The sequence below is a fragment of the Amycolatopsis sp. NPDC049252 genome (assembly GCF_043197175.1).
Taxonomy (GTDB): Bacteria; Actinomycetota; Actinomycetes; order Mycobacteriales; family Pseudonocardiaceae; genus Amycolatopsis.
Map to the genome: position 1 here is coordinate 157,690 of NZ_JBICSQ010000008.1, position 22,297 is coordinate 179,986.

At 71.8% G+C, this 22,297-nt stretch carries 22 protein-coding genes and 1 pseudogene; 7 read left to right on the forward strand and 16 right to left on the reverse strand.

Annotation, left to right across the window (positions count from 1 at the left end; genetic code table 11):
• Positions 1-165 precede the first annotated feature (165 nt).
• The 3 genes from ACGFMK_RS13775 to ACGFMK_RS13785 form a co-directional block, all read right to left on the reverse strand.
• Positions 166-486 (reverse strand): hypothetical protein, encoded by a 321-nt coding sequence (locus ACGFMK_RS13775; RefSeq protein WP_392761867.1) that lies wholly within the window; start codon positions 484-486, stop codon positions 166-168.
• Positions 487-1,403: 917 nt separating this feature from the next.
• Positions 1,404-1,727, reverse strand: coding sequence for a hypothetical protein (locus ACGFMK_RS13780; RefSeq protein ID WP_392761869.1), 324 nt, complete (start codon positions 1,725-1,727; stop codon positions 1,404-1,406).
• A gap of 252 nt (positions 1,728-1,979) precedes the next feature.
• Positions 1,980-2,807 (reverse strand): MerR family transcriptional regulator, encoded by an 828-nt coding sequence (locus ACGFMK_RS13785; protein WP_392761871.1) that lies wholly within the window; start codon positions 2,805-2,807, stop codon positions 1,980-1,982.
• A gap of 114 nt (positions 2,808-2,921) precedes the next feature.
• Here ACGFMK_RS13785 and ACGFMK_RS13790 point away from each other — a divergent pair, with 114 nt between their 5' ends.
• On the forward strand, positions 2,922-3,284 hold the full coding sequence (locus ACGFMK_RS13790; protein ID WP_392761873.1) for a nuclear transport factor 2 family protein: 363 nt from the start codon (positions 2,922-2,924) through the stop codon (positions 3,282-3,284).
• An 8-nt stretch (positions 3,285-3,292) separates the two neighbouring features.
• Here ACGFMK_RS13790 and ACGFMK_RS13795 read toward each other — a convergent pair.
• Positions 3,293-4,042: pseudogene (locus ACGFMK_RS13795) on the reverse strand (SDR family NAD(P)-dependent oxidoreductase); the annotation flags it as partial.
• 164 nt (positions 4,043-4,206) lie between these two features.
• Here ACGFMK_RS13795 and ACGFMK_RS13800 point away from each other — a divergent pair.
• The gene (locus ACGFMK_RS13800) at positions 4,207-4,644 is read left to right on the forward strand and encodes a MarR family winged helix-turn-helix transcriptional regulator (RefSeq protein WP_392761876.1); all 438 of its coding nucleotides are present in this window, start codon (positions 4,207-4,209) and stop codon (positions 4,642-4,644) included.
• Between the two features lie 108 nt (positions 4,645-4,752).
• On the opposite strand, the gene ACGFMK_RS13805 is transcribed toward ACGFMK_RS13800, so the two are convergent.
• The gene (locus ACGFMK_RS13805; RefSeq protein WP_392761878.1) at positions 4,753-5,229 is read right to left on the reverse strand and encodes a MarR family winged helix-turn-helix transcriptional regulator; all 477 of its coding nucleotides are present in this window, start codon (positions 5,227-5,229) and stop codon (positions 4,753-4,755) included.
• 45 nt (positions 5,230-5,274) lie between these two features.
• Between ACGFMK_RS13805 and ACGFMK_RS13810 the strand changes: the two genes are divergently transcribed.
• Positions 5,275-6,171, forward strand: coding sequence for an alpha/beta hydrolase (locus ACGFMK_RS13810; RefSeq protein WP_392761881.1), 897 nt, complete (start codon positions 5,275-5,277; stop codon positions 6,169-6,171).
• A 280-nt stretch (positions 6,172-6,451) separates the two neighbouring features.
• Entirely contained in the window at positions 6,452-6,781 is a 330-nt protein-coding gene (locus ACGFMK_RS13815) for a TetR-like C-terminal domain-containing protein (RefSeq protein WP_392761883.1), read from the forward strand.
• A 243-nt stretch (positions 6,782-7,024) separates the two neighbouring features.
• Here ACGFMK_RS13815 and ACGFMK_RS13820 read toward each other — a convergent pair whose 3' ends face one another.
• Positions 7,025-7,543: a hypothetical protein gene (locus ACGFMK_RS13820; RefSeq protein ID WP_392761886.1), complete on the reverse strand. Its 519-nt coding sequence runs from the start codon at positions 7,541-7,543 to the stop codon at positions 7,025-7,027.
• 318 nt (positions 7,544-7,861) lie between these two features.
• Positions 7,862-8,206: a response regulator gene (locus tag ACGFMK_RS13825; RefSeq protein WP_392761990.1), complete on the reverse strand. Its 345-nt coding sequence runs from the start codon at positions 8,204-8,206 to the stop codon at positions 7,862-7,864.
• A gap of 225 nt (positions 8,207-8,431) precedes the next feature.
• On the opposite strand from ACGFMK_RS13825, the gene ACGFMK_RS13830 reads away from it, so the two are divergent.
• Entirely contained in the window at positions 8,432-8,905 is a 474-nt protein-coding gene (locus ACGFMK_RS13830; protein ID WP_392761889.1) for a hypothetical protein, read from the forward strand.
• A 20-nt stretch (positions 8,906-8,925) separates the two neighbouring features.
• Here ACGFMK_RS13830 and ACGFMK_RS13835 read toward each other — a convergent pair whose 3' ends face one another.
• Positions 8,926-12,537, reverse strand: coding sequence for a helix-turn-helix domain-containing protein (locus ACGFMK_RS13835; RefSeq protein WP_392761892.1), 3,612 nt, complete (start codon positions 12,535-12,537; stop codon positions 8,926-8,928).
• A 263-nt stretch (positions 12,538-12,800) separates the two neighbouring features.
• Between ACGFMK_RS13835 and ACGFMK_RS13840 the strand changes: the two genes are divergently transcribed.
• Positions 12,801-13,784, forward strand: coding sequence for a DUF5937 family protein (locus ACGFMK_RS13840; protein ID WP_392761894.1), 984 nt, complete (start codon positions 12,801-12,803; stop codon positions 13,782-13,784).
• A gap of 205 nt (positions 13,785-13,989) precedes the next feature.
• Here the strand turns inward: ACGFMK_RS13840 and ACGFMK_RS13845 are convergent, their stop codons facing one another.
• Both ACGFMK_RS13845 and ACGFMK_RS13850 read right to left on the reverse strand, forming a co-directional pair.
• On the reverse strand, positions 13,990-14,283 hold the full coding sequence (locus tag ACGFMK_RS13845; RefSeq protein ID WP_392761897.1) for a DUF1330 domain-containing protein: 294 nt from the start codon (positions 14,281-14,283) through the stop codon (positions 13,990-13,992).
• Between the two features lie 36 nt (positions 14,284-14,319).
• Positions 14,320-14,970 carry a TetR/AcrR family transcriptional regulator gene (locus ACGFMK_RS13850; RefSeq protein ID WP_392761993.1) on the reverse strand — a complete coding sequence of 217 codons (651 nt, stop codon included), beginning with the start codon at positions 14,968-14,970 and terminating at the stop codon, positions 14,320-14,322.
• Positions 14,971-15,080: 110 nt separating this feature from the next.
• Here ACGFMK_RS13850 and ACGFMK_RS13855 point away from each other — a divergent pair, with 110 nt between their 5' ends.
• Positions 15,081-15,533: a YybH family protein gene (locus ACGFMK_RS13855; protein ID WP_392761899.1), complete on the forward strand. Its 453-nt coding sequence runs from the start codon at positions 15,081-15,083 to the stop codon at positions 15,531-15,533.
• A 45-nt stretch (positions 15,534-15,578) separates the two neighbouring features.
• Here the strand turns inward: ACGFMK_RS13855 and ACGFMK_RS13860 are convergent, their stop codons facing one another.
• The 6 genes from ACGFMK_RS13860 to ACGFMK_RS13885 form a co-directional block, all read right to left on the reverse strand.
• The gene (locus ACGFMK_RS13860) at positions 15,579-16,538 is read right to left on the reverse strand and encodes a hypothetical protein (RefSeq protein WP_392761901.1); all 960 of its coding nucleotides are present in this window, start codon (positions 16,536-16,538) and stop codon (positions 15,579-15,581) included.
• Positions 16,539-16,639: 101 nt separating this feature from the next.
• Positions 16,640-17,929, reverse strand: coding sequence for a protein kinase (locus ACGFMK_RS13865; protein WP_392761904.1), 1,290 nt, complete (start codon positions 17,927-17,929; stop codon positions 16,640-16,642).
• Positions 17,930-17,994: 65 nt separating this feature from the next.
• On the reverse strand, positions 17,995-18,981 hold the full coding sequence (rfbB, locus tag ACGFMK_RS13870) for a dTDP-glucose 4,6-dehydratase (RefSeq protein ID WP_392761907.1): 987 nt from the start codon (positions 18,979-18,981) through the stop codon (positions 17,995-17,997).
• Between the two features lie 12 nt (positions 18,982-18,993).
• Positions 18,994-20,022: a class I SAM-dependent methyltransferase gene (locus ACGFMK_RS13875; protein ID WP_392761909.1), complete on the reverse strand. Its 1,029-nt coding sequence runs from the start codon at positions 20,020-20,022 to the stop codon at positions 18,994-18,996.
• The gene (locus ACGFMK_RS13880) at positions 20,022-21,251 is read right to left on the reverse strand and encodes a methyltransferase domain-containing protein (RefSeq protein ID WP_392761911.1); all 1,230 of its coding nucleotides are present in this window, start codon (positions 21,249-21,251) and stop codon (positions 20,022-20,024) included. The genes ACGFMK_RS13875 and ACGFMK_RS13880 overlap by 1 nt, the downstream gene beginning before the upstream one ends.
• Positions 21,252-21,284: 33 nt before the next feature.
• Entirely contained in the window at positions 21,285-22,280 is a 996-nt protein-coding gene (locus ACGFMK_RS13885) for a Gfo/Idh/MocA family protein (RefSeq protein WP_392761914.1), read from the reverse strand.
• Positions 22,281-22,297 lie beyond the last annotated feature (17 nt).

Consider the following 22,297-nt stretch of genomic DNA (forward strand, 5'->3'; position numbering starts at 1 on the left):
CGTTGCAGCCCGCAGCGCCACTCCCTCGCTCGCTGGGCGTCGTCACGAATTCGAGCGTCTGCCGCCGGTCTCACGATCGAAGAACTGCACGGTTGACTCGCAACCGTGCAGTTCCCCACGAGGAAGTGACCGTCCTACGTGAGCTCGGCCCCGTCGTGGAACACCTCAAGACGGACCTTCGCCGTTGCCTCGTTGTCCAACCAGCGCAACCCGAACCGCTCGCCGTACCAGTCGAGCCGCGCCGTCTCCAGTTCTTTCCTGCGCGCTGTCCGTCCCCGGATCTGCGCGATCTTCGTACCGCCAGTGCTCCGGCTGGTCCAGGTCCCGTCGTGCGAACACCATGTCGACATACGTGGCATCGCCGGTGCGAGAGCTCTTGGCGAGCTCCGGAACCGTGACGTGGAGGTACCCCTCGAAGCGCGTCCCGTCCATCACTTCGGCGATCCGGTCAGCGAACGCGAAGCCGTTCGACGTGTCGTGCTCCATTGGCACCTCCCGCAGGTCAGTGTCGTACTGCCAACCACGCCGTCCCTCGTTCTCCGGAGAAGCGGTACTGACGTTTCCCGTTGCGGGATACCCAGCGGACGCTGCGGCGTTTGTAACAGTTTCCTGGCAAAGGGTCCTTGTGCACGTCGGGCGGCCTTGAGGATCGTGCCGACCCCGCGGGCGAACTTGACGGCCTTGTAAGCACCGATCGCCGCGCCGGCGGCGGCCGTTCCGATCCCGGCCAGGGCCTGCGCACCGTACCGGGCCGCGGCTCCCCAGTTCCCCTGAATCGCGTTCCCGGCCGCGGCGGCCCCACTCGCGATCGTTCCGATCGGTCAGGGAATCCACGAGGCGACTTCGGCCACCTTGGTCACGACACTCACGATGGAGCTGAACCAGGAGTTGCCGTCGAGGTCCATCGCGTTGATCGGGTCGCCCGCGACGTAGTCGTAGTCGTTGGCGGCTCCTCCGTCGACCGGGTCGACGGAGAGGAAGCGGCCGAGCGCCCATCTGCACCATGGACACGGCGCCCGTGTGCTCGTACGGGCGCTGATACTGCCCGAGCCAGCCGTAGTCCATCGAGCCCGGGGCGTTGTCCGGCACGTTCTGGGCGTCGACCGCACCCGAGGCCCTCAACGGCTGCCCGTACGGATCGAGGGCCCGCAGATCGCCGATCTGGGGGCCCGCCGAATCGGTCGACAGCACCGGGTCGGCGTGAACGCTCCATCGGAGCCTCGTCGTGTAGAGGGCACCACCCGGCAGGGTCAGCGCGAGCAGGCCATCGGCGGACAAGGTCAGGTCCGCCGTGTCACCGTCGCTCGTGTAGCCGTACCGGACGACTGTGTTGTTGTCGCAGTCACGCGGGTCGCGGCGCACGATCCGGTCGGTCACGTCCCGGGTGTAGGCGATGTCGGCGTTCAGCGCCGAGTTCGGACCGGTCGACTTGACGCCGATGTTGCGGTCGGAGCCGTCCAGGTCAACGTGGTCGTACCATCGGCTCCCTTCCAGCCGGTGGCGTTGCCGTTGGCGTCGTAGGTAAATTCGGACAGGGCGGCGGCACCCTCGGTGGCCAGCAACCGGCCGGCCGCGTCGTAGCAGTACCGGGTTTCCGCGGTGCCGGCGGCGGTCTGGTCGAGCAGGCGCGTCCGGTTGGGGTTCAGGCCGGCGTTGCCTTGGGTGCCCTTGTCGTCGCTCACCGAGGAGGTGACCGGGACCCCGCCGACCGCGTAGTCGTGGGTCACCGTCCGTACGGGGGCATCGGTGCGCGCGGGCACCTTGACCTGGACGGGCCGGTCCCGGCTGTCGTAGCTGGTACAGGTCCACGCCCCACCGGTCGACTCGGCAATCACCCGCCCGGATGCGGCGCCGAGGCCCGCGCAAGGGCGTGGTGAGCGGCTCGGTCAGCTGACCGCCCACTGGTGCGTTTGGGGCGGCCCAGGTGTGGAGCAGGTCCTGGACGCCGGGCCGGCAGACTGGCGATGCTGGACCGGTGATCAGCCGCGCGCGCTGTCGGAGCGGAAGATCGGCCAGCCGACCTCGGTCCGCCACTCGCGTTCGGCCGACGTCTCGATCGGGTCGCGCAGGTAGTACTCCCGTAGCGGTCCGGTGACGCCGATCTCGTGACGGGCGGCGTAGGTGCCCAGGTCGCCGTATGTGAGGTCGATGTCGTCCAGCGGGCCTTCATGCACCGTGACCGCCAGCTCCGCCGCAGGCACCACGAAGTCCGTGACCCGACCCACCGGCCGCACCGCGCCGTCGACGGGGACGAACACCACCGCTTCGCCTCGCTCGTGTTCGTACAGGTCGCTGTCGAACAGGCCGCCACTGGGCCCGGTCCGGTGAAGGCGCTGCGCGCCGACGATCCCGTTCAGCTCCCCCAGCGCGCCCTGCCACCAGCTCAGCACGTCGACGCGGTCGATGACCGCCCGGATCCCGATGGCCGGCTGAGCCGGCACGGAACGGTGCTCGACCACCGGACCGGCCGGGGATCGCCGCAGGAGGTCCCGCAGCGCGTCGACGGCCGTCCGCGCTTCGACGAGCTTCGCCTCCAAACGGTCCAGGTGCACCGCGATCAGCTTGTTGCGGCCGGCCACGTCCTCGGCGGACAGGACGGCCCTGACGTCGGCGACCGGCATGTCCAGGTCACGCAGGCGGCGGATCACCTGCGCCGCCGGCACCTGGTCGAGCGAGTAGTACCGGTAGCCGGTCGAGGAGTCGACGTCGGCCGGTTCGAGCAGTCCGACGTCGTGGTAGTGGCGCAGTGTCTTCGCGCTCAGGTGCGTCACCCGGGAGAACTCGCCGACCGTCAGTCCTGCTCGCATGGCCTCCATTCTGGACCTTCCCCCTGCCGGAAGGTCCACGCGCCGATCACCGCTTGCCTCTCCCCTGACCGCCGGGCCCAGCATCAGCGGTACAACCCGACGGAAGGAACCACCATGGACCGCACCGACCTCCCCGGCGTCGTCGCAGCGCACATCGCGGCGGTGAACGCCTTCGACCTCGACGGGATCGCCGCTACTTTCCACGACGACGCCGTGGTCAACGACGTGCACCGCGAGTTCGCGGGCACGGCGTCCATCCGGGAGTGGATCGCGCACGAGATCGTCGGTGACCGGGTCACCATGGACGTCATCGACGTGCGCCACCACCACGGCCAGGTCATCGTCAGCGCCCGCTACGACGGCGAGTACGACAAGACGAACCTGCCCGCCGAGCTCGTCTTGACCAACTACTTCAGCGTCGAAGACGGCAAGATCACCACCTTGATCGTGGTGCGCAACACCCCGGCCCCCTACTGAGGCAGTGCTCAGTCCGTGAGCGCCGCCTCGGTGGCGTTCCACAGCTCGCGCTGCGCTTCCGCGGACCTTCCCGGAGCCGGGCATTCGAGCCTTCGCCCGGTGCGGGCGAAGTACCCGCCGGTGACCTCGGCGAACGCCGGATCCGTGGCGAGCCTGGTGATGATCGCCGCGCCCCGGCTCGGGTCGCCGACCCGGGCCGCGGTCAGGATCTTGTGCAGGACACCCGAGAAGGGCAGCTCACGTCCCAGCCCGGTCGTGGTGAAGCCCGGGTCGCAGCAGTTGGCGGTGACACCCGAGCCGGCGAGCCGCCGGGCGAGTTCCTGGGTGAACATGATGTCCATCAGCTTCGTGCGGCCGTACCAGGCGCTGGATCCGCGTCGGGTGTACGGCTCGGTGCACCGAAGGTCCCGCGCCGGGTCGAGGCCGCCCGAGTGCCGGGACGCCTGCGAGGCGACGTTCACCACCGTCGCGGAAACGGATCCGGTCAGCTTGGGCAGCAACGTGGTCGTCAGAACCCAGGGGGCGAGGTAGTTGACGGCGACCATTTCGCTGAAGCCCTCTCCGGTGACCCGCTGCGAGAAGGCGTGCAGGCCGGCGTTGTTGACCAGGACGTCGATCGCGTCGGCGCCAGCGAGGATCCGTTCCCCGGCCTGTCGCACGTCGCGCAGGTTCGAGAGATCGGCTTGGCAGGCCGAGACGATCGCCGCGTCGCCCACCTCGCGGCGCAGATCGTCCACCTTTCGCGGTCGCGGGCGACGACGGTCAGTTCGGCTCCCCGCCGCGCCAGGTCGAGAGCGACGAGCCGGCCGAGGCCGTGGGTGGCACCGGTGATGACGACGTGCATGTCACACCCTTGTTCGTGAGGTACCTCAGCAACGCTAGCATGTACTGAGGTACCTCACGAACCAGTCGAGGAGTGACGATGAGCGAGGTGGCCGCCCTCGGGCTGCGCTATCTGGAGGTCGCCCACCAGGTGCGCCGGAAGATCGACGAGCAGCTGGCCGCGGACGGGATCTCCTTGGCCCGCTTGAAGCTGCTGCAGGCGGTGGACCGGCACGCACCGGTCAACCAGGCCGCGCTGGCCGAGAACCTCACGATGGCCCCCCGCTCGATCACCCAGGCCGTGGAGGCACTGGAACGCGACGGTCTGGTCCGGCGCACGGCCGCCCCGGGCGACCGTCGCTCCAAGCTGGTCGTGCTGACGGCGGCGGGAAGCGCCACGCTCGCGACCGGAGTCGCCGCCGGCGAGAAGGCTGTCGAGCAGGCTTTCGGCGCCCTTGACGCCGGCCAGCTCGCCTCGCTGCGAGCCCTTCTGGACACCGTCGAAGCCGGCACGACCGACGCGGACGTCACCAGGTGACCCCGCTCGAATCCAGGCTAACGGCGAGGCGACGGTGGTGCTCCAGCCGCCACCGACGACCGGGGGGCCGCCCGGAGATGCAGGCACCTCGCATGCGAGGGATTCACCTCATCCGGCCGGGAGCCCCAGTTGACGTCGTTCCAGGTTCGAGCGCAGGGCGTGGAGAGTCGCCGAAAGCGCCGTCAGCTCATCAGCGGTGACAGCCCCGCCGAGGATCTCCTGGATCGCCACCCGCCAGACAGGCTCCGCCCGGGACACGGCCGTTTCGCCCTCGGGGGTCAGCATGAGCAAAGACGAGCGGCGGTTGGCCGGATTCGGGCGACGCTCCAGCCAGCCCTGCTTCTCCAGGCGGTCGACGATCTTGCTGGTCGTTCCGACGCCGATCGCGAAGGCGGAGGCGAGGTCCGCGACGCGTGCGTCCGGGTGATCGCGAACATGACGCAGCAGCTCGAAGTAGCCTCCCGCGACGCCGGCCTCCGCCTTCACGCGGTCGGTGACCGCGTTGTAAAGCCGCGTCTCCACCCGCACGAGGTCCGCGAACAGCGTGTCGAGCGAGAGAGAATCTGCCCTTGCACTATCTGCCATGGCATATACTGTAGTGGCAGGAACTCCTCAAGGGAAGGCGGGACGATGTCCACAGTTCAGCGTGAACGCCTGGACGCGCAGCTTCGCGGCGCCGGTGTCGGGGCAGCGCAGTCCGTCGCGGAGACCCGCGAAAACTTCGCGAAACTGATGGCCTCGCTACCGGTGCCGGAAGGCATCCACATGCGCGACGCGTCGTTGGGCGGACGCCCCGCGCTGCACATCAGCCCGGACGCCGAACCCGGCTCCGGGACCCTGCTCTACCTGCACGGCGGGTCGCACGTGGTCGGCTCTCCCCGCACGGCACTCGGCCTCACCGCGGGCCTGGTGGTCAGAACCGGGATCCCCGCCATCTCCCTGGACTACCGGTTGGCGCCGGAGCACCCGTTCCCAGCGGACGTCCAGGACGTGGTCTCGGCCTACCGGGAGCTCCTCGAACAGGGGCGCGCGCCCGAGTCGATCGCTTTCGCCGGCGACTCCGCCGGCGGTGGGCTGACGATCACAGGCGCACTCGCCGCGCGCGACGCCGGGCTCCCCGTGCCGGCGGCGATCGTCGCGTTCTCGCCAGGTGTGGACGCCACCCGGACCGGCGAGAGCATGGTGACCAAAGCAGCCGCGGATCCCCTGCTCGACCGCGCGAGCCTCGACCGCATGAGCAGCTTCTACGTCGCGGATCAGGACCGCCGCCACCCACTGCTCAGCCCGGCGGTGACCGCCGACCTGACCGGTCTGCCGCCCGTGCTGGTGCAGGTCGGCACGAACGAGATGCTCCTCGACGACGCGCGCCGGCTCGCCATGCGCGCGTCCGACGCGGAGGTCGACGTCGTCCTCGACATCACCGCGAAGGTCCCGCACGTGTTCCAGTCGTTCACCGGCATGCTCGACGAGGCCGACGAAGCGCTCGACCGGGCCGCGCTCTTCCTGCGTCAGCGCGTCCGCGACTGACCGGGGGTCGCGACCGCGCCGGCCGGCTGGGCAATCGGCATGCATCGCCGGGCACGTCGCACCACGCCGTTCGAGGACCACGGCGGGCGCAAGATCAGCGTTCCGGCACCGCGACGCGCACGAGGAGGAACTCCACCAGCTGCCCACGTAGCCTTTCCGCGGTCGGCTGCAACTGGGCCCGAGCCGGCTCGGGCGTCGTCCGGACGTGGTTCATGACCGCGCCGCACCGGCGGCCGCTTCGCCGCGACGGATGGCACGCCGGACGATGGCGAGCCAGGCGATGCGCATCTACGTGAGGACGCACCCAGGCCGGTTCGCGGCGGCCAACGCGGCCCGGTCGAGCGGGCCCGACGACCCACTGATTGCCGCAGCCAGCCGGATGATCGACTCCGCGGCCGCCATGTTGCGCGGCTACCAGCTCGACCCCGACCAGGAGATCCACGCCGTGCGCATGCTCCGCAGCACGATGCACGGATTCACCACTTTCGAGGCGGGCGGCGGATTCCAGATCGATGTCGATGTCGACGAGAGCTTCGCCTGGACGATCGCCTTCATCGACCGCGGCCTGCAGGCCATCGCCGCCCGCACCCACGGCACCGCCACTCGCTGACCCTCGTCGAGAACGTCGCGGTCGCCGACCGGCCGGTGACCAGGATGCAGCGGCCAGCAACGGCACGATGCGGGCAGAATCGTCGACCTCCGCAGGGCCGCAGCATCTTCGGCGACAGAGTACGACGGGATCCGGGCTTGAGACGACGACCGCGGTTTCGTGAGCGGCCGGCGACGGAATCATCGCCGGCCGCAAGCTCCGCCTCCGGCGGCGACAGGGCTGCCGCCGCCGTGCCGGATCCTTCTAGTAGTAGTAGATCACTCCGCCGATTCCCGCATCGGACGGCTGCGCCGCCCGTGCCTGGCACCGTACGTTGTATCCGCGCCCGGCCGGAATGGTGCCGATCTCGTGTTCGCTGGAATCACCGGCGTCGATGTAGATCCAGTTGTAGAGCCCCACTCCGTCCACGTAGAGGCGGCACCGCTCACCGCCCGAGGCGTGGTTGTCGATCATGACGTAGCGCATCGCCGTGGCTGCGCTTTCGAACGGGGCGTAGGCACACGTGGGCTCTCCCTTGTCGGGCCGGCAAGGGATGCAGACCACCGGCGACGTCGCGTTGCCGCAGTAGAAACCGCCGGGTATCGCTTGAGCGGACGCCGGCGCCCCGGCCGACACGGGCACATCGGAACCGGGTGCCGTCCTGGGCGTCGCAGACGCGGGTGGGGCCAGAACACTCGCTGTCACCAGCGATAGCCCCACGACCGCAAACCCGAATCCGGACCCGGCAACTCCCTGGACGAACTTGCCGATCAACGATCGCATGTGCTGTCTCCTTCGGATGTACGGCAGCCGAACGTGGTCAACCGATCACGTCACGCTCGTGGCGCCGGGGGCGTTTAGCCGCGGGCCGCACCATCACCCCGATGACGTAATCCGGCTTGTCCATCAAGCCCGCTCCGGCAGATCGACGGTTCTCAGCCCGCGAACGCTGACGCCGAACGGCTGAACGGCGGGTGCTCCCGGGCTGTCGACGGGGTTCGCCAGGCTGGCACAGCGGATCGACTGAACCGCACAACCGGCAAAGGGAGTGTTGAGCACGAGAAAGCACATGATGATCGGTGCGGCGGACGGCCGGAGCCTCTACTGTGGACGGTCCGCGGGATCGTGGTCGAGCAGGCCGTAGGCCCCGGCCAGGCCGGCCGCTTCGACCCGGTTGGCCGCGCCGATCCGGTTCAGCAACGAGGCGACCACGCGCTTGGCCGTGCGTTCGGAGACCAGCATCCGGCCGCCGATGTCCCGGGTCTCCAGGCCGTCCGCTCCGGCGCGCAGCGCCCGCTCGGCGAATTCCAGATCGTCCGATCCGGCCGGCGCGAGCACGCGGGTGGCCGGGTGCCGCCGCTTGATCTGGCGGATCGCGGCCGCTCCGCCCAGCGGCGGCATGGCCAGATCGACGAGCGCCGGATCGGCCGCGCAGGACTCGACCAGCGCGGGTGCCTCCTCGACGTGGGTGGTGGTGCCCCCACCTCGAAGCGGTCGCCGGCGTTGGTCGTCAGCAGCAGCGCCAGCCCTCTGCCGAACACCTCATCACCGGGCACGGCCGGCCGGCTCCCGACGCATGAGCTTTTCGAGCAAGATCGAATAGGTTGTCGCTCAGCAGAGAACCAAATACCTTCAATTGTGGAAAATAACCAATCTGAAGGGATTTGCGGCATGCTCAGGAAAACCCTCGCCGGAGCGGCAGCCGCGGCCGGAGTCGCCGTGCTTCTGCCCACGGTTGCGAGCGCGGCCCCGATGAACGTCCGTGTGCTCAGCGCCGCACAGTTCGGCGGCGCCACCATCTCGCAGAACGTCAGCACGGGCCAGGCCTGCGGAAACCCGACCGGCGGCGGCACCAACTTCCTGATCAGGGGCGGCTGGACCCCCGGCGGATCGCATGTCGACAGCATCGAGATCTCCAGCCAGCTGAACCCCAACAACGGCATGGCGGTGCTGTACCTGAAGGTCCTGGACCTGCACGGAAACGTGCTGTGGCACGGCAACGACGTGGCTGTCACGGTCGGCGTCGACGTCACCGAACCGGTGAACGTCCACACCGGCGACGCCGGGGTACTGGTCAACTTCACCGCGGTGTCCGGTCAGCAAGGCGGCTGCTCGGGCGCCCAGACCTGGAAGATCGTCCCGTAGCTTTCGCAACCGGCGGCGCGTCAGCAGAGCGTCCGGTACGGCGCGCCGCCGAGGTATTCGTCCCACTCCTGCCGGGTCAGGACCGGCCCGGACAGGTCGCAGATCCGCGCGGCGGCCTCGGACGGGCTCGTCTGCCAGAACCGGACGGACCGATCCTGGCTGCCCGTCGCCAGCCACCCTCCGCCGGGGGCGAACGCGAGCGCCGCGGCGAGGTCGGTGTGGCCGGCGAACGTCGCCGTCGGCACCGGGTCGCGGGGGTCGGTGAGGTCCCAGAGCCGGGCCGTGCCGTCCACCGCCACCGTCGCGACCTGGTGGCCGTCCGGGCCGAACGCCACCTTCTGCACCGAGCCCGCCTGGGTGAGCACCGCCAGGGCCCGCGGCTGCGGCCCGGTGACGTCCCACAGGCGCACGGTGTGGTCGTCGCCGCCGGTCGCGAGCACGTGCCCGTCCGGGGTGAACGCGACCGTGTTGATCGCGTTGGCCTGCCAGGGCACGGCCACGCCCCGGCCGGGGTGGGCCGGGGCGTGGACGTCCCACAGCCGCGCGCTGTAGTCGTCGCTCGCACTGGCCAGCGTCCGCCCGTCCGGGGCGAACGCGAGCCCGCGGACGACGTTCTCGTGCCCGGCCAGCCTGGCCACCGGCGCCGGGGCGCCGGGGTCGGCGAGCGACCAGAGGCCGATCACCCGGCTGTCGCCGGCGACGGCGAGCAGGCGGCCCGACGGCGCGAAGGCGAGCGCCTCGAGCTGCTTGTCGCCGGGCCTGAACGTCGCCAGCGGCACCCACCCGGCCGTGCGCCAGAGCCGGACGGCGCCGTCCTCGCCCGCGGCGGCGAGCAGCGTGCCGTCGGGGCTGAACTCCAGGGCGTGGACCGGTGCGTCTCCGGCGGGGAGCCGGGTGAACGCGTCTCCGTCACGCAGCTCCACCGTGCCGTCCTCCTCGCCGATGGCCAGGGTCCCGGTGCCCGGCCGGAACGCGAGGGCGTCGACGCCGGCGGTGCGGGAGAACGCCGGCGGCGGCAGGCGCCAGAGCCACAGCCCGCCGATGTCGTCGCCGGTCACCAGCAGGCGCCCGCCGTCGGCGAACGCCGCGCCGCGGGCCGGTGCCGGGACGTGCAGGGTGGTGATCACCGTGCCCCCGGTGTCCCACAGCCGGACGGTCTGGTCGTCGCCGACCGCGGCGACGGTCCGCCCGTCCGGGCCGAAGGCGAAGTGGTGCACGGCCATGGTGTCCCGGTCCAGCGGTCCGGCGCGGACGAGCCGGGCCGGCCCGCCGGGCGCCCACAGGTCGGCGGTGTGGTCGTCGCTGCCGACGACGGCGCGACCGTCCGGGCCGAACGCGACCGAGCGGACCGCGGCGCCCTTGGTGTCCAGGACGGTCCCGGTGCGGACGGGGCCGGTGAGGTCCCACAGCCGGGCGGTGAAGTCCTCGCCGCCGCTGAGCAGCAGCCGCGCGTGCGGCGCGAACGCCAGGCTCACCACCTTGCCGGTGTGTCCGCTGAGGACGCCGAGCGCGGCCGGCTCGGCGGGATCGGTGGTGTCCCACACCGCGATGGTGCCGTCGGCGCGGCCCAGCGCGAGCAGCTTCCCGCCGTCGCCGAACGCGGCGGCTTCGACCGGCGGCCCGTCCGGGACCGGCCCCAGCGGCACCGGCCGCGCGTCCAGCCGCCACAGCCGGGTGCTCCCGGACTCCCCGGCGATCGCCAGCAGCGATCCGGCGAGCGCGAGCGTCGTGACCTGCGCCGGGCCCGGCAGGGTCGCGACCGGGGCGAGGGAGTGGTCGGCGGTCACCGACCAGATGCGGGTCGAACCGTCCTGCCCCGACGTGACGACCGTGCGCCCGTCCGCGCTCGCGACGATCTTCGTGACGGACCCCGGCTGCCCGGCCAGCTGCCGGACCGGGGTCGACCCGGACGACGCGAGCACGGCACTGCGTGCCTCCGGCGTGTCCGCGACCCGGTAGGCGGCCAGGCTGAGCCGGGTCGCGAGCGCCGGGTCGGTGGGCCGCAGGTCGTTGGCCTGTCCGGCGACGGCACGCGAGATCGCGAGGTCGCGCTGGCCGGTCGCCGCACGGCTCTGTTCGACGGCGACGACCGTGGCGGTCACCGCGAGCAGCGTCATCACCGTGAGCCCGGCGACGAGCCGGCGCAGCCGCCGGGTCCGCCGCCGGGCGGCGAGCCTGCCGGATTCCTCTTCGGCGCGGGACGCCGTCAGGAAGTCGCGTTCGACCTCGCCGAGCCGCCCCGGGTGCCCGGCCGCCCAGCCGGACGTCAGCTCCAGCCGGGCCCCGCGGGAGAGCAGGCCCGGGTCGCGCTGCTCGCGGTCCCACGCTTCGGCGGCCTCGCGCAGCTGCTGGTGCAACCGGAGTCCGGACCGGTCCGACTCGATCCAGTCGTGCAGCCGCGGCCACGCGTGCAGCAGGGCTTCGTGCGCGATCGTCACGGTTTCGGCGTCGACGGTGAGCAGGCGCGCGGTGGCCAGCACCTCGACGGCGGTCTCGACGTGGCCGGGATCGGGCAGCTGACGGCGCAGCGCGGCCCGGCCGGACGGACGACGGGAGTCCTGCTCCTGCTCGCCGACGCGCACCAGGTGCAGCAGCAACGCGCGCGCCGCGTCCCGGGCGTGCTCGGGCAATGCGGCGTAGGCGCGTTCGGCGGTCTCCGCGACGGCGTTGGCGATCCCCCCGGTCCGGCGGTACCCCGCCACGGTGAGGGTGGTCCCCTCGCGTTCCTGCCACGTCGCGACGAGAGCGTGCGAGAGCAGCGGCAGCGAACCCGGCCCGACTTCGGCGAGCAGGACGTCGACCAGGCCCGGCTCCAGCGTCAGCCCGGCCAGCCCGGCCGGCCGGGAGATGGCCGCCCGCAGCTCGGTCCCGGTCATCGGGCCGACCGTGACCTGGTTGCGGCGCAACGCTTCCAGCAGGTGCGGGTAGGTCAGGCACCGGTCGTAGAAGTCGGCGCGCACCGCCAGCACGACCAGCGCCCGGCCGGTCGCCGCGATCCCGCCGAGCGCGTGGACGAACGCGACCCGCTCGCCTTCGTCCGCGCAGAGCGTGAACAGCTCTTCGAACTGGTCGACGACCAGCACGATCCGCTCGGCCGCCGTGACGGGCACGTGCCGGGCGCGGCGGGCGAGCTCGGCACCGGGGTCCGCGGTCGGGGTCATCGTCAGCACCGGCCAGCCGGCCGACTCGGGCAGGGCGTCGCGCGCCAGGGCCGGCAGCAGGGCCGCGTGCACCAGCGACGACTTGCCGACCCCCGACGGCCCGACCAGCACGGCCGGCCGGCCGTTGCCGAGCGCGCCGGCGACCGTGCGCAGGATCTCCCCGGTCGTCTCCTCCCGCCCGAAGAACCACTGCGCGTCGGTCTCCTCGAAGGCGGCCAGCCCGCGGTACGGGCAGACGTCGGCGGGGACCGGACCCGGCGCGAGCAGACGGGCGAGGTGGCCGCCGGCGTCGAGGACCTCGTCGAGGCGCCGGGCGAGCTCCGCGGACGCCGGCTTCGCCCCGGTCTCGATCTTGCTGAGGTAACCCTTGCTGTAGTGGGTCCTCTCGGCGAGCCGGGCGAGCGAGAGCCCGCGTGCGGTGCGGACGCGGCGCAGCTCGCGGCCGAACGGTGCGGGCTCCTGTCCAGCCACGGCTTCCTGTCCCGGTCTCGGTGAAACGCCGGCGCGACGCGGCCGACGGCACAGGCTAGCGGAAACCGTGATCAAGACATCCGTGAAGCACGTGTCACACCGGTCTTTCCGCTGGTCCGACCGGGTTTCCCCACCACACGGCCGAAGAGGCAACCCCCGGGGTCTTCTCCGCCGACGCGGTCCCCGCACATCATCGGACGCCGCCACCGAAGTCCCGGCGGTCCAGCCGCTTCGCGGCGATTCCCGAAAGGTGCCCACCGACCATGCCGCTGCGCATCCGCTTCTCGACCGCGGACCTGACCCGGCTCACCTTCACCACGCGGCCCGACCCCCTGTGGGAGCTCCTGCTCAGCCTGCACGCCCTGCAGGACCGCGCCACCGACCCGAGGCTGGACCGCTGGCGGGCGGGCGTGACGATCGACGCCCGCCTCCGCGCCCTGTTCCGCCTCGCGCCCGCACGCGGCTACTCCCCCGACTTCCTCACCCCGGGCGAAGCCTCGACGAGCCTCGAAGCGGGACTCGACGCGCTGACGCGAACCCCGGCGAGCCGGCTCGCCGCCGAACTGGCCGTGCTCTCCGGCGGGTCGGTGCCACCGCGCTGGGGCGCCCGGCTGGCCGCCGGTGACCGCCGGGAACTCGACGACCTGCGCCACGGGCTGGCCGACTACCACCGGCGGACGCTCGGCCCGTACTGGACCCGGATCGAGAAGGTCGTCGACGACGAGGTCGCCGCCCGCACCCGGCTCCTCGCCACCGGGGGAATCGACGGCCTGCTGACGGCGCTGCATCCCGCGCTCACCTGGCGCGGCCAGGTCCTCGAGCTGGCCGGCGACCACGTCTCGGGCGAGCTCGACCTCGCCGGCCGCGGACTGCGGCTGGTCCCGGCCTACTTCTGCCGGCAGGCCCCGACGCTCCTGGCCGATCCCGGGCTGCCGCCGGTCCTCGTCTACCCGGCCGAGCCCCGCCCGGATCGCCGGAGCCGGCCGGCCGGCGCGTCAGGTGACCCGGCACCGCTGGCCGACCTGCTGGGCGCCACCCGGGCGAGCGCGTTGCGCGTGCTCGCCGACGGCTGCACGACGACCGAGCTGGGCCGCCGGGTCGGGATCACCACCTCGGCCGCGAGCTACCACGCCTCGATCCTCCGCTCGTCCGGCCTGGTCACCAGCGAACGGACCGGCACGGCGGTCGTTCACCGCTTGACGGTCCTGGGCGCCGACCTCCTCGGGCACCGCCGGGCCGGCTCCTGAACGAGCCGCACGCCGGTTCCGCCCCCTCGGCGGACCGGTGTGCCCTCGTCCGCGTTCGCCGCGGGTCCGCTCGGAAAACCGGCACCCCCAGAACCGGCCTTCCCGGCACGAGGATGGGACAGACCGGGAAGGGGCCGCAAGGTATTCGATTCTCCTCGAACAGCCGCCTGTCGGGGACCTGCTCGCACAAGGCGTTGTTCGATCGTCAGTCGAGGCCTTCGACGATGCGGAAGTCGCGTTCGACGCCGTCGTCAAGTGCGGCCAGCGCCTCCTGGTAGGCCGCACTCGCCCGTGCGGCGACCGCCTGTTCGAAGCTGTCGAACTCGACCAGGACGGTGCGCTCGGCGATTCCGGCGTCGTGGGCGACGACCCGGCCGTCGCGGGCGAAGGTCCGCCCGCCCGCGGCCCTGACGGCCGGACCGGCCAGTTTGTTGTAGGCAGCCAGCTTCCCGGGATCCGAAATGGAGCGGTAGACGCTGACCCAGTAGCCCTTGGGCACGGAACCTCCAGTGGGGGGACGAGTACTTGCGCCGCGTCAATGGGTGGCCGGCAGCCCGGCCGCGGTCGCGGCGATCATGCGCTGCAGCGTCGGCCGGAACGGGGGGAACACCCGGGCGATCTCCGGTTCGAGGTCGTACAGCTCCCGCAGTTCGGCCGAGGGACGGGTCAACGGGAACAGCTTCGCGACGAACGCGCCGGCCGCCATGACCAGGGACGCCCCGTCGGCGCCGGTCAGCTCGGGGCAGGCGGTGGTGAGCTGCCGGCCGACGGTGAAGTAGGTGTCGATGGCCCACCGTTTGTAGATCCGCAGGGCGGCCACCGACACGTTGTGCTCCAGCATCGTCTCGGCATGGGTGGTGAGGTCGCAGTACAACGGCCGGTCGGCGTAAGCGTCGGCGAGGGCGGCCGCCGCCGCGGAAAAGCCGTTCGCCTCGGCCAGCGCGGCGCCGGCGGCAGCGGCCCAGTCCGTGCCTTCCCGCATCGTCAGCTGGAGGTAGATCTCTTCGCGCGTGCCGAAGTAGCGCAGGACGTTGGACTTGGCCAGCCCGACCGCCGCGGCGATGTCGCCCAGGCTGACCCGGGCCACACCCGAAGCCCGGGCGAGGTCGTCGGCGGCGGCGAGGATCGTCTCGCGCCGCTGGTTCTTCTGCTCCGGGCGCCGGGCCCGCTGGAACGACGCTTCCATGGCGGTCACCAGCCTAGCCCGTCATCTAGCAGAACGATGTTCTCTTGTTAACGAGACGCTGTTCTTATAACCTCGGCCCGACCCGCTCCCCACTCCGAAACGGCATGCACATGACCGCCCGCAGCACCGATCTCGGCCAGACCATCGACGCCTTCGTGGCCTCCTTCAACGACCCCGACCTCGACCGGGTCATGTCCTTCTTCGCCGAGGACGCCCGCTACCTGCCCGGCCGCGGCCCCGAACTGCGCGGCCTTCCCGCGATCCGGGCGGCGTTCGCGCCGCAGTTCGCCGGCCGCTACGGCGCGATGACCTTCGACGTCTACGACCAGGTGATCGACGAACCCCGCGGCCGGGCGACGATCCGCTGGGTGTGCCGGCTGGACCTGACCGGCGCGCACGGCCGGCGCGCGATACCGCCGCTGCGGTGGTTCGCCCGGCTCCGCTACGGCGGCCGCGTGCAGTGGCACGGCTTGGACGTCTTCCACTTCGACCCCGCCGGGAAGATCAGCGGCAAGTTCACCTACGCGACCTTCCGCCTGCCGCTTTGGGAACGGGCAAGCTGACCATCCGCGCCGGCGAGCGTGCTCGGCCGGGGGGTAAGAACCCGGTCATTCCGGGCGAAGACGGGGCTCGCCGGCGGTGGTCCGGCGGGCCGTGACCAGCAGCAGTGCCACCGCGACGGCCACCAGCACCGACTGCTCGACGATCGCCACCACGCCCTGGCCGATCGCGGTGTTGAGGCCGACCCAGCAGTACGTCAGCAGGGTGCCCGCCGCCGGGGCGAACGCCGGTGGGTTCAGGGCCCGGACGACCACCGCGGCCACCACGACCAGCACCAGCATCAGCGCGGCCAGCAGCCACGGCGAAATCGACTCCCAGCGTTCCAGCAGCTGCACACCGGTGCCGGCGACCAGGCCGACCGCGAACCCGGCCCAGCGGTGGCCCTTCGGCGCGTCGCGCGGCGGCTTGCGGAAGCCGCGGATCGCCAGCACCACCAGCCCGATCACGATCAGCCCGGCCACGATCAGCTGGGCCGGCGCCGCCATGAACGGTGCCGGCCCGACCAGCAGGGAGATCAGGAACTCGGCGGCGCAGCCGAGGACGAACACGACCGACCAGAAGACCAGGCCCAGCTTGCCCAGCCACGGTTCCCGGCCGAACAGCGCCTCGGTGATCGCGATCGGCGTGCCCATGCTCCACACGACGTGCAGTGTCAGCACGTACACCGTCCACGGCGCGCCGATCCCCAGGGCCGGGATGTGCCCGGCGTCGAGCACGCGGATGCCCAGGTAGTCCGGGTTGAACAGCGACTGCGTCAGCAATCCTTCTTCCAGCAGGCCGAAAGCGAGGCTCAGGGTGAGGATCGTCGGCCAGCCGCGGTTCAGGTGCCGGGCGAGCTCGCGGATGAGCAGCGCGGCGCTGCCGTAGAAGGCGACGAACATGCCGAACTGGCCGAACTGCTGCCCGGGCCGCGGGGTGCCGCTGAGGTACTGGTCGCCGAGCAGGAACTCGGCGACGAACGGGGACAGTGCCACCAGGAGGAGGGCCGCAGCCAGACGTCGCGCCATGACCCCATGCTCCCGGTAACCCTCCGGACGCGCTCGGCGATCCCGGCCTCCGACGGCCACGACTTTCCGCGCCCCACGTGAGCCCCGCCACACGCCACGCGTTACTTGGCGCTCCGGCCCGGCGGGAAGGTTTTGCCGCTCTCGTGCGGCTTCTGCGGGGTGTGGTGGTGGAGCGGGCGGTGCGGACCGCGGGTCGCGGTCGACGTCACCGTGGTCATCGACGGCGGCGGCGCCTGGACGGCCGCCGGGGTCCCGCCGGAGGGCGCTTTCCCTTCGCCCGGCGGCAGGACCGCGTCCGAACCGACCGGGGTGAGGACGGGGCCGGAGGGCGGCGGGGCGAACGACGTCGCCGGGATCCGGCCGGGGTCCGGATAGGACGGCGAGTGCAGGCTGTCGGTCACCCGGCCGCTGCCCGTCACCAGCGCGACCAGCACCAGCCCGGCGGCCACCGGCGAGAGCACGGCCGCCGCGACCACGCCGCGTTTGCGACGCGAAGGCAGCGAAGGCGGTGTCACCAGGCCGGACGGCAACGAAGAGGTCCCCGACAGCGCCCGCACGACCTCGGCGGCGGTCGGGCGCAACGCCGGGTCGCGGGCCGTCATCAGGTGCAGCACCTGGGAAAGCTCGTCCGGCAGGCCCTCCGGGATGCGCGGCTGCCGGCTCAGCCGGGCGAGCGCGGCCTCGACGCGCGGGCCGGCGTACTCCCGCTCGGCCGTCACGGCTTCGATGAGCACGAGCCCCAGCGCGTAGACGTCGGCGGGCGGGCCCACGGGCTCCCCGAGCACCTGCTCCGGCGCCATGTACGCCGCCGTCCCGGCGACCGAGCCGACCGCCGTGACGCGCGTGGTGTCCAGCAGGTACGCGACGCCGAAGTCGGTGATCATCGCGCCGTCCCCGCCGAGCAGTACGTTGCCCGGCTTGAGGTCGCGGTGGATGACGCCGCGCTCGTGCACGTGGGCCAGCGCGTCGGCCAGCCGCCGGGCGACGGCGGTGATCTCGTCGAGGCCGAGCGGTCCGGTGAGCAGGCGCTCGGCCAGGTCCTCGCCCTCGACGAGCTGCATCACGAGGTACGCGCGGCCGTCTTCCTCGCCGGCGTCGTGCAGGCCGACGACCCCCGGGTGGTCGAGGCCCTGCAGGATCGCCGTCTCGCGGGCGCGGCGGGGGCCGAGGGTGGCGGCGTTGCGGTGGAACAGCTTGACGGCGCACTCGGCGCCGTCCGTGCCGCGGTCGCGGGCCCGGTAGACGCGGGCGGTGCCGCCGCTGCCGAGCAGTTCGCCGAGCTCGTACCGGTCACCGACCACCGCGGGCGCGGCGCCCGTGTCGGTCCCGGTTTCCAGCGGGTTCGGGAATCGCCGCTCGGTCACGAGGTCGTACCGGCCCGCACCTTCCATCGCCTCCGACCCCCCAGCACGCCGACCGAAGAAGCCAACATAGCCGACGCCGGCCCGAGCCGTCTTCACCTTTCGGCGGCTCGTTTCTTCAACGGCTCCCACCAGGACCGGTTCGCGGTGTACCAGGCCACCGTCGCGGCCAGGCCCTCGTCGAACTTCACCTGGGGCGCGTACCCCAGCTCGGTGCCGATCTTCGTGATGTCCACGGAGTACCGCCGGTCGTGGCCCTTGCGGTCCTCGACCCGGCGGACGCGGTCCCAGCCGGCGCCGGCCGCGTCCAGCAACCGGCCGGTCAGGTCCAGGTTGCTCAGCTCGGTCCCGCCGCCGATGTTGTACACCTCGCCGGGCCGGCCCGCTTCGGCGACGAGCTGGATGCCCTGGCAGTGGTCGTCCACGTGCAGCCAGTCGCGCACGTTCAGGCCGTCGCCGTAGAGCGGCACCTGCCCGCCGTCGAGCAGGTTGGTGACGAACAGCGGGATCACCTTCTCCGGGAACTGGTACGGCCCGTAGTTGTTCGAGCACCGCGTCACGCACACCGGCAGGCCGTGCGTGCGGAAGTAGGCCCGCGCCAGCAGGTCCGACGACGCCTTCGCCGCCGAGTACGGCGAATTCGGCTCCAGCGGGTGCTCCTCGGGCCACGAGCCGTCGTCGATCGAGCCGTACACCTCGTCGGTCGACACGTGCACGAACTTGCCGACCTCGGCCCGCAGCGCCGCTTCGAGCAGCGTGTGCGTGCCGAGGACGTTCGTCAGCACGAAGTCGCCCGACCCGGCGATCGAGCGGTCCACATGCGACTCCGCGGCGAAGTGCACCACGAGGTCGACGCCGCGCATCACGTCCGCCACCACCGCGGCGTCGCAGATGTCGCCGTGGACGAACGTCAGCCGTTCACTACCGGCGACCGGGGCGAGGTTCGCCCGGTTCCCGGCGTAGGTCAGCTTGTCGAGCACCGTCACCTCGGCGCCGGCCAAGACCGGGTACCCGCCGGACAGCGCCTGCCGGACGTAGTTCGACCCGATGAAGCCCGCTCCACCGGTCACCAGGACCCGCATGGTCGTCCCCTCTCAGCCCAGTTCGAAGATCACGGACGCGGCGGGCACCTCGACCGGCCGGGCGCGCAGCAGGCGCCAGCCGCTCTCGGCGAACACGCCGTCCCACTGCGCGAGCGTCGGCAGGTCGACGCCCATCAGGTCGTGCGCGGTCTCGAACCCCAGCGTGAACACGGGTTTCTCGCGGTCCGGCACGCCTTCGGCGCGCGCGGTGTCGCCGAGCAGGAACCGGCGGGCGTCCGGGAACGCCTCGCGCAGCATCCGCAGGGTCGCCACACAGCGCTCCCGCGGCCAGAAGTCGTGCCCCATCATGAAGCACGTCAACAGTTCGACGCCGTCGAAGCGCGGCGACGGCCCGAGAGCGCGGACGTCCGCCTCGACGAACTCGAAGCTCAGTCCCTCGGCTTCGGCGTTCGACGCCGCCGAGCGCAGCACCGCCGGGGCGATGTCGACGCCGACGCCCCGCACACCCGGGAACCGGCGGGCCAGGTCGACCAGGCGCCCGCCGCCGCCGCAGCCGAGGTCGGCCACCTTGGTCACCGGGAAGTCCAGGTCCGCCAGGGCTTCGGCGAACACCGGGTCGAACGCCTGCCGGTTGATGTCCCGGCAGGCGAACCCGATGGCCGCCGCGTCACGCCGGAAAAACTCGCCGGTACGCTCGGCGTTGCGGACGATCCGCGGCATGTTCGCGAACAGCTCGCCGCAGCCGATGGTCAGCCAGTGGAAGAACGCCTTGGCCCGGTAAACCTCGGCGAACTCCGGGCCGGCCACGACGGCGTCCCCTTCGCGCACCACGATGCCGGCCGAAGCCAGCGCCGCGAACGTGCTCCGGATCGACGGCTCGTGCAGGTCGCGGTCCGCGCAGAACCCGGGCACGTCCAGGGTCGCGCCGCCGTGGAGGACGTCGAGGGCGCCGGCCTCCCAGGCCGTGGCGACGGCGAACGCCGCCACGGCCGAGTTGAAGATGCCCGCCGCGCCGCCCGGGATCGGCTCCGGCGCCCAGTCGCCGATCCAGGAGAGCGGGAACGTCGTGGTCTCGGTCATCAGACCAGCCGGACCGTCGGCACGTAGCGGATCCATTGGCCGCCGGCGTCGCGGAACGCCTGTTCCTTGGCCATGATCTCGTCGGCGTGGTTCCACGCGAACAGCAGCGCGTAGTCCGGGTAGGGGTCCGAGAACGCGGCGGCCGGCTTCACCGGGATGTGCGTGCCCGGGGTGAGGCGGTTCTGCTTGGCCGGCGTGGTGTCGCAGACGAACTCGACGAGGTCCGGGCCGAGGCCGCACAGGTTCGCGATGGTCGCGCTCTTCGCCGTGGCGCCGTAGGCGACGACGCGCTTGCCGTCGGCCTTCGCCTGCCGCAGCAGGGCGACGAGGTCGTCCTTGACCTGCAGCACCTTCGCGCCGAACGCCTCCAGCGTCGCGCGCTCGTGCAGCCCGGCGGCCTCTTCCTCGGCGAGCAGCTCGTGGACGGCCGCCGACGGCGTCCGGGATCCGGCCGGCGCCAGCGTGTACCGCACTTCCCCGCCGTGGACGTCGAGCCGCTGCGCGTCGACGAGCTCGAGGCCGTGGCGCTGCGCCATCTGCTGCACCGAACGCAGGGTGAAGAAGTAGAAGTGCTCGTCGTAGATCTGGTCGAACGACGTGCGCCGCACGATCTCGCCCAGGTACGGGTCCTCGAACACGAACACGCCGGTCGGCTTGAGCAGCGCCTTCACGCCGTCGAGGATCGAGTCCATGTACGGGATGTGGCACAGGGTGTTGGCCGCGTAGACGACGTCGGCCGGGCCGTCCTCGGCGAGGATCTCGCGCGCGGTCGACTCCTCGAAGAACGACTTGCGCACGCGCACGCCCTTCGACGCCGCGACGTCGGCGACGCCACCGGAGGGCTCGACGCCCAGGTGCCGGATGCCGGAGTCGGCCAGCGTCTTGAGCATGATGCCGTCGTTGCAGCCCATCTCGACGGCGAACGGGTCGTCGCCGGTGAGCTCGGTGGCGATCAGGTGCTTGGCGAGGTCCTCGAAGTGGCCGCGCATCACCACGGAACCCGAGGAGTAGTACGGGTACTCCTCGTGGAACATCGCCTCGCGGGGCACCTCCTCCATCAGCTGCACCATCGTGCAGCCGCCGCACAGGCCGACGGCGAGGCGGAAGAAGAACTCCTTCTCCGGGTCGGCACCCGGCGCGACGAAGGCGTCGGAGAGCGGCTGGCGCCCGAAGTCGAAGAACTCTTCGACCGTGCCGCCGCAGATCCGGCATTCGGCTGTGTTCGACATGCTCACAATCTCCCTCTTGGGTATGGGAAAGTTTCAGATCCAGACGTTGCGGGCGACCCGCTGCACCTGTTCGATCAGGGCGGCCTGTTCGAGCGTCCCGTCGTGTTCCTCCCGCAGCGGCGCCTGGGTGACGACCGCTTCGACGAAGGCCCGGATCGCCCCGGCGAACTGGTGGTCGGCCGCCAGCACCACCTCTTCGCGGTGGTCCTGCCGTTCGATCCGCAGCACCGGCCGGTGCGTCTCCGGCAGGGTGAACGCCCAGTCCAGCGACAGCCGCCCGGTGCTGCCGGAGAGGGCGTAGCTGTTCTGGTAGGAGTGCTCCATGCCGAAGGTCAGCTGGGCCGGCACGCCTTCGGGTGACGCCAGCAGCACGCTGCCCGACATCACGACGTCGAGCGCGCGGTCGCGGCGGAACACCGCGCCCTCCACCGACAGGTCCCGGCCGAGCAGGTGCTGCGCCGCGCGGATCGGGTAGCCGCCGAAGTCGAGGAACGCCCCACCGCCGACGTCCGCCTGGTAGCGGATGTCCCCCGGCGGCTTCGGCGGGATCGTGAACGCGCTGTGGAAGCCGCGCAGGTCCCCGATCGCGCCGTCGGCGAGCAGCTTGCGCACCGCCGCGTGCTGGGAGTGGTAGAGGAACATGTAGTTCTCGAGCAGCACCAGGCCGCGCTCGCGGGCCAGGTCGAGCAGCCGCGCCGACTCCTTGCCGCCGTCGGTCATCGGCTTCTCCACCAGCACGTGCTTGCCGGCTTCGAGGCACCGTTCGATCCACTCCGCGTGCAGCATCAGCGGCAGCGGGATGTAGACGGCGTCGACGTCCTCGTGCTCGGCCACCGCCTGGTAGCCGGCGTAGGGCGTGCCGCCGAAGCGGTCGGTGAACTTCCGGGCCCGCTCGCCGTCGCGGCTGGCGATCGCGACGACGTCGATCGCCGGGTCGGTCTCCATCGCCGGCAGCGTCCGCCGCCAGGCGATGTCCGCGCACCCGATCACCCCGAAGCGCAGCCGCTGGGCCGGTTGGTAACTCGTCATCGGCAGAAACTCCGCTG

Excerpts from the sequence above, each read along its gene's own strand:
- ACGFMK_RS13775 (WP_392761867.1), bottom strand. The coding sequence starts at position 486 with ATGGAGCACGACACGTCGAACGGCTTCGCGTTCGCTGACCGGATCGCC.
- ACGFMK_RS13785 (WP_392761871.1), bottom strand. The coding sequence starts at position 2,807 with ATGCGAGCAGGACTGACGGTCGGCGAGTTCTCCCGGGTGACGCACCTG.
- ACGFMK_RS13790 (WP_392761873.1), top strand. The coding sequence starts at position 2,922 with ATGGACCGCACCGACCTCCCCGGCGTCGTCGCAGCGCACATCGCGGCG.
- ACGFMK_RS13800 (WP_392761876.1), top strand. The coding sequence starts at position 4,207 with ATGAGCGAGGTGGCCGCCCTCGGGCTGCGCTATCTGGAGGTCGCCCAC.
- ACGFMK_RS13805 (WP_392761878.1), bottom strand. The coding sequence starts at position 5,229 with ATGGCAGATAGTGCAAGGGCAGATTCTCTCTCGCTCGACACGCTGTTC.
- ACGFMK_RS13810 (WP_392761881.1), top strand. The coding sequence starts at position 5,275 with ATGTCCACAGTTCAGCGTGAACGCCTGGACGCGCAGCTTCGCGGCGCC.
- ACGFMK_RS13815 (WP_392761883.1), top strand. The coding sequence starts at position 6,452 with ATGCGCATCTACGTGAGGACGCACCCAGGCCGGTTCGCGGCGGCCAAC.
- ACGFMK_RS13820 (WP_392761886.1), bottom strand. The coding sequence starts at position 7,543 with ATGCGATCGTTGATCGGCAAGTTCGTCCAGGGAGTTGCCGGGTCCGGA.
- ACGFMK_RS13830 (WP_392761889.1), top strand. The coding sequence starts at position 8,432 with ATGCTCAGGAAAACCCTCGCCGGAGCGGCAGCCGCGGCCGGAGTCGCC.
- ACGFMK_RS13840 (WP_392761894.1), top strand. The coding sequence starts at position 12,801 with ATGCCGCTGCGCATCCGCTTCTCGACCGCGGACCTGACCCGGCTCACC.
- ACGFMK_RS13850 (WP_392761993.1), bottom strand. The coding sequence starts at position 14,970 with ATGGAAGCGTCGTTCCAGCGGGCCCGGCGCCCGGAGCAGAAGAACCAG.
- ACGFMK_RS13855 (WP_392761899.1), top strand. The coding sequence starts at position 15,081 with ATGACCGCCCGCAGCACCGATCTCGGCCAGACCATCGACGCCTTCGTG.
- ACGFMK_RS13860 (WP_392761901.1), bottom strand. The coding sequence starts at position 16,538 with ATGGCGCGACGTCTGGCTGCGGCCCTCCTCCTGGTGGCACTGTCCCCG.
- ACGFMK_RS13865 (WP_392761904.1), bottom strand. The coding sequence starts at position 17,929 with ATGGAAGGTGCGGGCCGGTACGACCTCGTGACCGAGCGGCGATTCCCG.
- rfbB (WP_392761907.1), bottom strand. The coding sequence starts at position 18,981 with ATGCGGGTCCTGGTGACCGGTGGAGCGGGCTTCATCGGGTCGAACTAC.
- ACGFMK_RS13875 (WP_392761909.1), bottom strand. The coding sequence starts at position 20,022 with ATGACCGAGACCACGACGTTCCCGCTCTCCTGGATCGGCGACTGGGCG.
- ACGFMK_RS13880 (WP_392761911.1), bottom strand. The coding sequence starts at position 21,251 with ATGTCGAACACAGCCGAATGCCGGATCTGCGGCGGCACGGTCGAAGAG.
- ACGFMK_RS13885 (WP_392761914.1), bottom strand. The coding sequence starts at position 22,280 with ATGACGAGTTACCAACCGGCCCAGCGGCTGCGCTTCGGGGTGATCGGG.